This is a genomic window from Streptomyces sp. NPDC058457, from assembly GCF_042720695.1.
GTDB lineage: Bacteria > Actinomycetota > Actinomycetes > Streptomycetales > Streptomycetaceae > Streptomyces.
Window position 1 is genome coordinate 1 of the sequence record NZ_JBHXLU010000162.1, and the last position, 10879, is coordinate 10879.

Consider the following 10879-nt stretch of genomic DNA (forward strand, 5'->3'; position numbering starts at 1 on the left):
GCGGCGATCATGGCGGCCAGCTGGTCCTCGCGGGGCGGGGAGACGTCCAGCCGGACGCAGCGGCGCAGAAAGGCCGGCGGGAACTGCCGTTCGCCATGGCTGGTGATGACGACGAACGGGAAGGCCCGGCACCGGACCAGGCGCCGCAGCAGGCCGGTGAGCTGCTCGAACACCCCGTCCTGTTGCCACTTGGTGAAGTACCCGTAGGTCCTGGCCCAGGGCGGGAAGTTGTGCGGGAGGTAGCGCCAGGGGATGCCGGGACCTCCGCCACAACCCCTCGCGTGACCAAGGCGTGGGCCGACACCGGTTACCACACCAAGGCCATCGACCACGGCGTCCGCCACGGAATCGACGTCGAAGTCGTCCAACGCGATCCCGGCGTCAGAGGATTCAAAGCCATCCCCCGGCGTTGGGTCGTCGAGCGCACCTTCGGCCGGCTGATGCACCACCGCCGCCTCGCCCGCGACTACGAGACACACCCACACCGCTCCGAAGCCATAATCCACGTCGCGATGATCGACCTCTGGCCCGCAGACTCACCCGCGAATCCACCCCGAACTGGCACGACACCTGAACCTCGAACCAGACAACCTACCCGGAACAAAACGCCCTTTCAGCCTACCGTTCTCGTGAAGGTCTGCTCGGGGCCGGCTGGTCCCAGGGCACGCGAGTTGCCGGCCGATGCCCGGTCCCACCAAGTGACGGTTTCACCTTGAGCGGGTTCACTGGGCGCACGCCCAGCTCGTAGACGTCGTGCCGGCATACGGCGGACCAGGCGTGGAAGGACGTTGAGAACTCCCAGGAAGGTGTCGTCCGCTTCGACCACGACCACTGCCTGAAGAGCTGGAACCTGACCGAACCCAGCTGGAGCGGCTGGACGGCACTGGCCCGAGCGCACGGTGTGCCGGGGCCGCCGTGCTCGTTGTCGGCGTCGGCACACCGTGATCGGTCTGCTGGTCGGGGACGCGACCCGGGCCGGCTACGAGGTGACGGTCACGGACCCGCGCGCGTTGTAGACGACGGCATCCTCACGTTCGCCGTAGGCCTGGAAGACCGTGACCGCCTCGTCACGAAGCACGCCGGACACGACCTGGATGCCACGCTGCTCGAACTGCTCGGCCCAGTCCTCGCGCATGGGGCCCTCGTCGAAGCCGGTGAGTTGTTCCACCTCGGGACCTTCGCCGGCGATGACCAGACGCCGGATTCCGGACCACATCGCGGCGCCGTAGCACATGGCGCAGGGGCGCCAGTTGACGACCAGCTCAAGGTCAGGGCCGCCCGGGGCGCCGAGGTCCCATGCGCCCAGACGGGTCTGCGCGAGGGAGAGGGCGACGACTTCGGCGTGGGTGGAGGAGAGCCCTGAGGACAGGACGAGGTTGACTCCGGCCGATACGAGTCGTCCGGTCCCCGTCTCCACGACGAGGGCGGCGAATGGCCCGCCGGTGTCCTCGCGGTGGTTGCGTTCAGCGAGACGGTTGGTGAGACGGACACGGTCTTCGTCGGTGGGCAGGGTCTCGGGCAGGTCGGCCAGTTCGGTCAGCACCCATGGGGGGAGTTGGGCGCCGAACGTGGTGGCGAAGGCGGAGGCATCCATGGAGCAGGTCTCCAGTTGCAGGCGGGACGGGGTCAGGTGCCCGGGCGGATGTTGGGCGCGAAGCGGGCCAGGGCGACGGTCTCGATGGCCGCGATGATGTTGTACGCCAGTGCGGACACGGCGGTGAGGACTGCGACCGAGGCCCAGAGGTGGTCGTAGTCGAAGGTGGAGGAGTCCTTGAGCATGGCGTAGCCGAGGCCTTGTCCGGTGGAGAGCCATTCGGCGAGCATCGCGCCGATCAGGGCTCCGGGGACGCCGACGCGGGCGCTGGCGAAGAACGCGGGGACCGCGCTGGGCAGCATCACCTTGCGTGCGACGGTCCAGCCTCCGGCGCCGTACGCGCGGCACAGGTCGGCGGCCTGGCGGGAGGCGGAGCGCAGGCCGAAGGTCATGGTGACCAGGGCGGGGAAGAAGACGATCAGGCCGCTGATGACGGTGGTGGCCATCAGGCCGCGGCCGAAGACGAGCGTGATGAGCGGAGTCATCGCCACCAGGGGCACGGAGCGTACGACGACCGCCATCGGCAGCAGGGCCTGCTCGACGCTCCGGAGGAGGACGAAGACGACGGCCACGCCCACCGCCGCCGCCAGCCCGGCGACGAAGCCGACCCCGGCGTCCAGCAGCGTGCGGCCCAGACCGGAGGAGACCAGGGAGCGGTGGGCGCCCGCGTCCGGGCTGGTGAACAAGTAGTGGAAGATGTCGACCGGTGACTTGGCCACCAGCGGGTCCAGGTCGTAGATCTGCAGGAAGATGATCCACAGGACGATGACGGCCGCCATCGTCACGACCACGTTCAGCAGCGGGCGCAGCACGCCCGCCGCGAAGCGCAGCGCGGGGGCCGCCTGCGTCTGGGTCGCGGTGCTCATGCGTGTCCGCCTTCCACTGTCGTCGTGCGCGACCACGGCAGGGCGTAGCGGGCGACGATCCCGACCGCGCCGTACGCGAGGCCTGCCACCGCGCCCGAGACCAGGGCGATGCCCCAGGTACGGGGCACGTCGAGCTGCTGCTGGGCGATGGTCATGGCGATGCCGAGGCCGCTGTCGACCCGGCCGAGGTACTCACCGATGATCGCGCCGAGCAGCGCCGCCGGACCGGCGATCTTGAGTGCGGCCAGCGTGCTGGGCAGCGCGGCGATCAGGCGGACCCGCAGCATCTGCTGCCAGCGGCCGCCGCCGTAGGCGCGTACCAGGTCGAGCGTGGCCGGGTCGGCCGAGCGCAGCCCGAGCAGCGCGCCGATGAGGGTGGTGAAGAAGACCGACAGTCCGGCCATCGCCGACATCGGCTTGTCCCCGTCGAGGACGAGGGACAGGATCGGGCCGATCGCCACGATGGGCAGGCAGTAGGAGGCCACCGCGATCTGCGTGATCACCCGCTCCAGCACGGGCACCAGCAGCACCAGCACCGCCAGGCCGAGCGCCAGCCCGTTGCCGACCAGATACCCGGTCAGGGCCTCGCCGACGGTCTGCTCGACATGCGGGCTGTAGAAGGTCCAGCCGTCGTCGAAAACGCTCGCCACGACCGCCCAGGGGGTGGGTACGCCGTCCCCGGTGCTGACGACCGTGGTGGACAGCAGCGACCACGCCCCGATCAGAGCCGCGATGCCGACGGCCCCGCCGGTCCAGGCGGAACGCCGCGCACTCATGACGCCTCCACCGCGGACTCGGCGGTGTCGGTCGCGGTGTCGGCGGGCGTGTCGACGCGGCCGAACAGGAGTTCCGACAACTGGTCGGCGTACGCGTGGAACTCGGGCGAGCGCATCATCTCCGGCGTGCGGGGACGGGGCAGGTCGATGGTGACCTTCTCCACGATCCGGCCCGGACGGGGCGACATGACCGCGACGGTGTCGCTCAGCAGCACGGCCTCGTTGATGGAGTGCGTGACGAGCAGGGTGGTCACCGCGCGGGCCTGCCAGATGCGCTGGAGTTCGAGGTTGAGCCGCTGGCGGGTCATGTCGTCCAGCGCGCCGAACGGTTCGTCCAGCAGCAGCACCTTGGGGTCGACGACCAGCGAGCGGGCGATGGCGACGCGTTGCCGCATGCCGCCGGAGAGCTGGGCGGGGCGGGCCTTCTCGAAGCCTTCGAGACCGACCAGCTTGATGAGGTCGGAGATCGCCGCCGGGTCGGCCTTGATGCCGCTGATCTCCAGCGGGAGCCGGATGTTGGCGGCGACCGAGCGCCACGGCAGCAGTGCGGCGTCCTGGAAGGCTATGCCCAGGTGGTGCCGTTTGCGGGCCGCCTCCGGGTCCTCGCCGTGTACGAGGGCCGTACCGGAGGTCGGGCTGTCGAGCCCGGCGAGGATCCGCAGAACGGTCGACTTGCCGCAGCCCGACGGCCCCAGCAGCGCGAGGAACTGGCCCTCGGCCGTGTCCAGGTCGACGCCGGCCAGTGCGGGTACGCGCTGTCGGCCGAGCTTGAACTCCTTGCTCAGCCCGCGCAGGGACAGCCCGGTGCCGGTATCGGCCGATCCTCCGGAGTCGTCGGATGCTTCGGGAACGGCTGCTGCGGTACTCATCAGATGACCTCTGTGTGCGGTGCGGTGCGGTGCGGGTACGGGAAGTCGGTACCGGCGGGCCGACGGGGCCGCACCGGTACCGCCGGGGGCCTCAGATCAGGCTGGGGTCTTCCTTGTAGACCTCTTCGAGGATCGAGAGGTCGAAGAGCTTGTCGGCGGTGATGTCGAGGCCGCCGTACTTCAGCGTCTTCAGGTTCTCGTCGATCAGCTCCTGCGTGACCGTGAACAGGCCGTTCTTCTTGGTGTCGGCGCTCACCATCAGCGCGCTCTCGTCCTTGGACTCAAGGGTCTGCTCCTTGGTCGTCAGCCCGAGCCCCTTGCCGTACGTCTCGGCCGCGAGCTTCGCGCCGAGCGCCGGGTCGGCGATGTTCGCCTTCCAGCCCTTGATCTCCGCGCGCAGGAACGCCTTGAGCAGGTCGCGCTGCTTGTCGATGGTGTCCTGGCGGACGCAGTACGTCTCCGAGACCAGCGGGTAGCCGGTGTCGGCGAGCAGCATCGTGGCGACCTTGAAGCCTTTCAGGCGCAGCGTGTTCGGCTCGTTCGTCACGAAGGAGAACCAGCCGTCCACGGTGCCCTGGGTCAGGGGCAGCGGGTCGAACTGCACCGGTACCTTCGTGATCTTCGACTCGTCCAGCCCGGTCGCCTTTATGTACGCCGCCCACACGGACTCGTTGCCCGCCTGGACACCGATCTTCTTGCCGTACATGTCCTCCGGCTTGGCGATCGGGGCCTTGGCCATCGACATGATGCAGAACGGGTTCTTCTGGTACTGCGCACCGATGATCTTCAGTGGCGCGCCCTTGGCGACGGCCGCGCCCGTGATGTCGGGGGCGCTGATCGCCACGAGCGCCTTCTTGGTGACGACGTCCGTCTCCATCGGCGTCGCGGACGGGCCGCCGCCGATCAGCGTGACCTTCGAGAAGCCCTCGTCCGTGTAGTAGCCCTTGGTGTCCGCGATGTAGCTGCCCGCGAACTCGACGTTCTTGATCCAGGACAGCCGAAGCGTCAGCTCACCGAAACTCTTGGACCCGGAGGACGTGGGGGAGGAGGACGAGGACGACGAGTCGGAACCGCCGCACGCGGCGAGCAGCGGGCCGCCGAGCAGCACGGCACCGCCCAGCTGCAGTCCCCGCGTGAGGAAGAGACGGCGGTCGGTGGCGGCGAACGCTCTGCCGTCACTGTTCGTACTTCTGGTCATGGCGCGCTTTCCTTTCACTGGCCGGGTCGGCACCGGCTCCTGGCGGACATGAGGAACGTGGATGGGGCGAGGCCCGGACAGTGCCGGGCCGGTCTCCGGTCGGGCGGCTGACCTGGGATCAGAGACCCCAGGTCAGAGGCCGAGGAGGAGTTCGGGGGTGCGGGCGCGGGAGCAGCAGATGGTGATCCGGTCGTTGGCCGCGTGCTCGTCCGGGGTCTGGACCTCGTCGCGGTGGTCGGGTTCGCCGGCCAGGACGGGGGTGAGGCATGCGCCGCAGATGCCCTGCTCGCAGGAGAGCTCGACCTCGACGCCGTGGGCGGTGAGGACCTCGGCGATGGTGCGGTCGGCGGGGACGGGATAGCCGGTGCCGGTGCTCGCGATCCGTACGGTGAACGCGGTGGCGACTTCGGCTCCGGCTTCGGCTCCGGCGGACGGCGGAGCCGCCGGGGCGAAGCGTTCGGTGTGAAGTTGCCCGGGTTGCCAGCCCGCAGCGGTCGCCTTGGCCACGACGTGGGTCATGAAGCCGGCGGGCCCGCAGACATAGACGGCCGTGTCCGGTTCCGGGACCTGGAGTTCGGTGGGCAGCCCCGCGCGGACGGTGTCCCCCTGGTCGCTGTGGTGGACCACTGCCCGCTCGCCGAGAGCGGAGGTCTGGAGCCGCTCCAGCAGGGGGGCCTCCGCCGCGCTGGAGGTGTAGTGGTGCAGGACGAACGACGCTCCCCGCGCGGCCAGGGCTTCGGCCATCGACAGCAGGGGTGTGATGCCGATACCGCCCGCGACGAGCACGTGATGCCCGGCCGCCACGAGCGGGAAGTGGTTGCGCGGGGGCGAGATCCGTAGCCGTCGGCCCACGGTGAGGTCACGGTGCAGGGTGCGGGAGCCGCCCCGGCCGGTGTCGTCGCGCCGTACGCAGATCAGGTAACGGCCTGTTTCCCGGGGGGAGTTGCACAGGGAGTACTGACGGACGAGGGAGGGGCCGAGATGAACGTCGATGTGGGCGCCGGCCTCGAAGGACGGCAGGGCCCCGCCGTCCGCCGCCCGGAGTTCGTAACTGCGGCTGGTGCCGGAGGCGAGGGAGATCGTGTGGACGATGACGTCGAGTGTCTGCACGGTGGGCCCCTACGCGGTGAAGAAGTGACTCAGGCCCAGGTCGCGCAGGCCGCGGCGGTAGGCGATGGAGCTGCGGTCGGCGGGGATGTGCACTTCGAGTTTCGGGTCGAGGGGGAGGTTCTCGGGTTTCTGGACCTCGACGACGGCGCGGTCCTCCTCGAAGACCGTGCGGTTGAAGTCGTATACCGCCTGGACGGGCTGGTCGGTGTCGAAGTTGCGGGCGATGGGCGCGAACATGCGGGTCTGGCGGGCGGAGACGGGGGAGGCGGCATTCATGATGTGGAGCAGCCCGCCGTCGGGGAAGTGCACGACGAGCGTGGCCGTGAACGGCAGGTGCACGTCGAAGCGGCGCAGCCACCGGAAGCCGGGCGGGGCCTCCTTGGTGCCGTGCGGGTAGTTGCTGACGGTGCTCCAGTAGTCGACGGAGTGGCCGTACCGGTGGCGTACCGGGGTGTAGTCGGGGACCTCCACGTTGTCGGGGTCGCCGAAGGAGTCGAGGTGCACGAAGCCGAAGTGGGCGACGTCGAGGAAGCCCTCGACCTGGCGCCCGGCGAAGGCGGCGATGTCGATCCAGGGGCAGTTGATCTGCTGGAAGCCCGCCTCGTCCCAGTGGGCCATGGCCGGGATCACCGGGTCGGCTTCCGGGGCCGGCCGCAGGCAGGTCCACACCAGCCCGTACCGCTCGACGACGGGGTAGGTCCGCAGGTTCAGCCGGGACGGGATCTTCGACTCCGGATGGGCCGGCACCTGCACGCACCGCCCGCCGTCACCGAAGCGTAGCCCGTGATACGCGCAGGTGATGCCGCTCCCGTCGCCGCCGCCGAGGCTCAGCGGCACCCCGCGGTGCGGGCAGATGTCGTGGGCCACGACCACGTTGCCGTCCACCCGGTAGGCCACCAGGGTCTCGTCGAGCAGGCACACGGCGGCCGGGGCGTCGCCGATCTCGCTCGACAGGGCGACCGGGTACCAGTGCTGGGCGAGGATCGCCCAGTCGTCGGCATCGAACGTGCAGTCCCGGGGCAGGGCAGGCCGGGGTGGAGCAGTGGTCATGCGAAAATCCTTCTGCGTAGCGCGGCTGGGAACGGCCAGCCGGACACCTGTAAGGCGCGCACGCCAGGACGACGGCGTGGGACAAGTGCGAGGCGAGAGAGTGCGGCGACAAGCCGATCCCGGGTCAGAGGCACCGTGGAACCGCAGACCGGGCAGGGCACCGGCCGCGGACATCGGCACGAGGTCAGTTGTTCGAGCTCTCGGACTCCGGATGTGAACCGTGCGCCACGCGTCCGCGCGTCCAGGCCGACTGGTGGGCACGGCACCGGAGGTCCGTGCTGCACTCGCTGACAAAGCTCATCGCGCATCCCTCCGTGCTCAGCGCCGACTGTCTGTCGCCGGACGACCAAGCCGAGACTGACGCACGGAGATTGCCCTGTCATTCCGTGTTTGTTACTTACGGATTCCATGCCCGGTTTTGGCCCGGGGCGCCGAAGCGAGCGCCCGCGGAACCGTGGCAGGCAATGGAGTTCTCGGTGTTCTCGGTACCTCGGAATCATGGCAATGGGCTCGATGACCCGGCACCGCAACACTCGCGCCGAACTCGGCCAGGACGGCTACAGCCAAGGACCGTCGCCTTCCTGTTCCTGGTGGGAGTAACGCTGAGGTACTCGATTCCGCGCAGCCACTTGGGGCTCTTGCAGTCGAATAGGTGGGGCTCGACCAGACGGAGTGGGAAACCGTGTCCGGCGGTGAGGGGCTCGCCGTTGTGGTGTGTGGCCAGGAGGGCGCCGGGGGACGTGAAGTCGGTGCGGCGGAGGTTGACGGAGTGGCGGAACTCCGCCCAGGCCAGTGTGACCTCCGGTGCAGGCGGCATCAGGTCCAGGACGGCCGTCGTGGGGATGCCGTACTTTCCGTGGTCGGTGGAGGTGGGGCCGGTCGCGCAGCGCAGGTCGGCGACGACCGTGACGTGGGAGAGTGCGGTGAGGTCCTCGAACGTCCAGCTGGTTCGGAGCCGGCGGAGGTGGCGCCGTGGACGCGCAGGTTCCGGCGTTCGGGGCGGAACCGGGGGACGGGCCCGTAGCGGGAGACAGGCCATCCGTTCCGGGCAACCAGGTGATCAAGCCGGGGGCGCATGTGATCAATCCCTGGCTGCAGGCCGAGGTGCTGCTGAAAGCCGCCGTGTCCATGAGTGTCTCGTCGAGCCCCGAGCCGCTCGGTTACGCCCGTTGAGCTGCGGGTAATGTGCTGGCCATGCCCGATACCCCGGCCCTGACCGAACGCGACCGCCTGCTGAGGTTGACCGCGGACTACGTCCTGGAGCACGGCGTCGCGGAGATGACCCTGCGCAAGCTCGGCAGCGCGATCGGCACCAACAATCGCATGCTGCTGTACTACTTCGGCTCCAAGGAGGAGCTGATCACGGCCGCGCTGGCCGAGGCGAGCGGGCGCTTCCCGATTCTCAGCAAGGCGTTCGCCATCATGGACGACCAGCTGCGCCCGCTGCGTGAGCGGATCACCGCGGCCTGGGACGCAGTGGCGGCAGCCGAGAACCTGCCGTTCCACCGGACGTTCTTCGAGGCACTGGGCCTGGCCGCGCATCAACGCGGCCGGTTCGACAGCTTCCTGGGGTCGGTGGGCAGGGACTGGCGCGAACAACTCGCGGCCTCGCTGGGCGGCGGCGGCGTGCCGAAGGCCGCCGCGGACGACTTGGCCCGGGAACTGGTCGCGCTGTGGCGCGGCCTGCAACTGGACCTGATCACCTCGGGCGACCGGGCCGGGACCGATCGGGTGATCGCGTCCGCCGCCGAGTCGATCGCCCGGCGGGCGGCGACGGCCGCCGCTCCAAGATCCTGATGTCCCGTCACGTCTCCCTGGGCGACGGGGTTTTCAAGATGCCATCGGGATCCGGGGGACGACAATGTCCAGTGGACCGTCCGGAACCGCGACCGCGTCCTGGCTCCAGCCCCAGATCGAACAGACCTTGCGCAGCGGGTCGCTGTGCCCGTCCCTGCCGTGCAGCACCCGGTAGTTGTCGATGCAGATCATCTCACCCGGGCCCACCCGGAACATCGGCCCGCTGTCACGGGCCGCGACGACCGCGTCCTGCCAGGCGCGCACATACGTCCAGTGCTCCGGCTCCAACGGGCCCTCGACCGGCGCGAGATAGGGATGGTGACGACCCTGGAAGCGGCCCGATGGAGTCCGCCGGACGATCGGCGAAAAGCCACGATGCGGGTAGTTGGGCTCGGAGTGGTCGATGTCGACAGTGCGGCAGAAATCGGCGAGCGCGGTGCTGCCGGGATCGGCGGCCAGCAGGTCCAGCAGCCGGGAGGTGTCGATCAGGAAAGAGTCGCCGCCGCTGGCCGCGGGCCGCTCGCACCACAGGAACAGATGGTCGGGGGCGTAGTCACCGAAAGCGAAGCCGTCGTTGTGGGCGACCATCCGCTCCTCGGACGAGCCGGCGTCGCGTTTGCGGCCGCGCCTGTCGGCAGGCTGCGCCTTCATCTTCATAGCCTCGACCTGGCCGCTCTCCTTCGTCGCCTCGAACTGGGTGCCGCAACGCACAGCCCGGTCCCCCATGATCGCGCGGCCCATCGCGACCGCCGTCTCCTCGTCCGGCAGCCCGGTCACGATGGCCGCGCCCTCGGCGGCGAGCACCTCTGCCGCCTCCTGTGGGCCGGTTACTTTGCGCGGGATGAAACTTGCGGTGCTGACGTCCAACACAGCGCCTCCTGAAGTCCGCGGAACCAAGCCTGATTGAACCAATCGGTTCAATCAGAGTAGAAGCCCCACGTTTCACCAACGTGACGCACCCGCGTGCTTTGGGTTGCCCACGCGGACCCTGGGGTCCACCCGGCCCTGGGCTCGTGCCATGCACAGCTTGAACCTGATCCGGCGCCGGCCGGGGCGAGAGCGAGGCCGAGGGACTGGCCCGGCTGCGGGCCGAGACCACGCGGCTGAGGCAGGGCGGCAAGGGGCTCGGTACGGAGCGTGATGTGCTCAAACGCTGCATGGTCCTGTGGGTGAGGTAACAGCTGCGGATCCGGCCGTCGTGGCCCGGGGATCAGCTACCGGAGGACCGGGCACCACATTCCGCACACTGTCTGACATGGCCTCGCCTGGCAGTGGCCGCAGGCTTCCTCGGACTGGCCGCGGTTGCTCTTACCGGCGTCCGCGCCTGAAGCCAGGCGAAGGCGGACACTCAAACGGCAGTTGGCTGAGCGAGCGGGACATGATCCTTGACCGAAACGGACCGTCCTTGGAACTCGATGCATCCGACGGCGCCGAGAAGGGGTTTCTCGACGGACCGCGCTGCGGCGATCCGTGTCATGCCGTGGCCGTACCGGCTGTGCGCAGCTCATCACCCGAACTGCTGGGGGGGGGCTGTTCCGGTTTTGATGTTGGTGGTGAGGTGTTGGTTGGGGCCTTGTGGCTTGTGGGTGTCATGGTGGGGAGGGGGGCTGTGATTGTGG

General features: G+C 69.3%; 14 protein-coding genes. 4 read left to right on the forward strand and 10 right to left on the reverse strand.

Features of this window, described 5'->3' with window-relative positions; all coding sequences use genetic code 11:
* Positions 1 to 368 (reverse strand): transposase (locus tag ACFWPS_RS53105; protein ID WP_383721613.1); only part of this gene is annotated, 368 nt, incomplete at its 3' end.
* Between ACFWPS_RS53105 and ACFWPS_RS53110 the strand changes: the two genes are divergently transcribed.
* Positions 282 to 716 carry a transposase gene (locus ACFWPS_RS53110; RefSeq protein WP_383721616.1) on the forward strand — a complete coding sequence of 145 codons (435 nt, stop codon included), beginning with the start codon at positions 282 to 284 and terminating at the stop codon, positions 714 to 716. The genes ACFWPS_RS53105 and ACFWPS_RS53110 overlap by 87 nt on opposite strands.
* Before the next feature lie 263 nt (positions 717 to 979).
* Here ACFWPS_RS53110 and ACFWPS_RS53115 read toward each other — a convergent pair whose 3' ends face one another.
* The 8 genes from ACFWPS_RS53115 to ACFWPS_RS53150 form a co-directional block, all read right to left on the reverse strand.
* A complete protein-coding gene (locus ACFWPS_RS53115; RefSeq protein WP_383721618.1) occupies positions 980 to 1594 on the reverse strand; it encodes a nucleoside deaminase in 615 nt (204 codons plus the stop codon).
* Between the two features lie 32 nt (positions 1595 to 1626).
* Positions 1627 to 2460: an ABC transporter permease gene (locus tag ACFWPS_RS53120; protein ID WP_383721620.1), complete on the reverse strand. Its 834-nt coding sequence runs from the start codon at positions 2458 to 2460 to the stop codon at positions 1627 to 1629.
* On the reverse strand, positions 2457 to 3236 hold the full coding sequence (locus ACFWPS_RS53125) for an ABC transporter permease (protein ID WP_383721622.1): 780 nt from the start codon (positions 3234 to 3236) through the stop codon (positions 2457 to 2459). The genes ACFWPS_RS53120 and ACFWPS_RS53125 overlap by 4 nt, the downstream gene beginning before the upstream one ends.
* Positions 3233 to 4105 carry an ABC transporter ATP-binding protein gene (locus ACFWPS_RS53130; RefSeq protein ID WP_383721624.1) on the reverse strand — a complete coding sequence of 291 codons (873 nt, stop codon included), beginning with the start codon at positions 4103 to 4105 and terminating at the stop codon, positions 3233 to 3235. The genes ACFWPS_RS53125 and ACFWPS_RS53130 overlap by 4 nt, the downstream gene beginning before the upstream one ends.
* A gap of 91 nt (positions 4106 to 4196) precedes the next feature.
* The gene (locus ACFWPS_RS53135) at positions 4197 to 5303 is read right to left on the reverse strand and encodes an ABC transporter substrate-binding protein (RefSeq protein ID WP_383721626.1); all 1107 of its coding nucleotides are present in this window, start codon (positions 5301 to 5303) and stop codon (positions 4197 to 4199) included.
* A gap of 132 nt (positions 5304 to 5435) precedes the next feature.
* On the reverse strand, positions 5436 to 6413 hold the full coding sequence (locus ACFWPS_RS53140) for a PDR/VanB family oxidoreductase (protein WP_383721630.1): 978 nt from the start codon (positions 6411 to 6413) through the stop codon (positions 5436 to 5438).
* Positions 6414 to 6422: 9 nt separating this feature from the next.
* On the reverse strand, positions 6423 to 7463 hold the full coding sequence (locus ACFWPS_RS53145) for a Rieske 2Fe-2S domain-containing protein (RefSeq protein WP_383721632.1): 1041 nt from the start codon (positions 7461 to 7463) through the stop codon (positions 6423 to 6425).
* A 496-nt stretch (positions 7464 to 7959) separates the two neighbouring features.
* A complete protein-coding gene (locus ACFWPS_RS53150; protein WP_383721634.1) occupies positions 7960 to 8502 on the reverse strand; it encodes a molybdopterin-dependent oxidoreductase in 543 nt (180 codons plus the stop codon).
* Between ACFWPS_RS53150 and ACFWPS_RS53155 the strand changes: the two genes are divergently transcribed.
* Entirely contained in the window at positions 8436 to 8636 is a 201-nt protein-coding gene (locus ACFWPS_RS53155; protein WP_383721642.1) for a hypothetical protein, read from the forward strand. The two genes, ACFWPS_RS53150 and ACFWPS_RS53155, sit on opposite strands and share 67 nt — an antisense overlap.
* Positions 8637 to 8657: 21 nt before the next feature.
* Entirely contained in the window at positions 8658 to 9260 is a 603-nt protein-coding gene (locus tag ACFWPS_RS53160) for a TetR/AcrR family transcriptional regulator (protein ID WP_383721636.1), read from the forward strand.
* A gap of 33 nt (positions 9261 to 9293) precedes the next feature.
* On the opposite strand, the gene ACFWPS_RS53165 is transcribed toward ACFWPS_RS53160, so the two are convergent.
* Positions 9294 to 10130, reverse strand: a complete 837-nt coding sequence (locus ACFWPS_RS53165) for a TauD/TfdA family dioxygenase (RefSeq protein ID WP_383721638.1) — start codon at positions 10128 to 10130, stop codon at positions 9294 to 9296.
* 535 nt (positions 10131 to 10665) lie between these two features.
* On the opposite strand from ACFWPS_RS53165, the gene ACFWPS_RS53170 reads away from it, so the two are divergent.
* A partial coding sequence (locus ACFWPS_RS53170) for a hypothetical protein (RefSeq protein WP_383721640.1) occupies positions 10666 to 10879 on the forward strand: 214 nt, incomplete at its 3' end.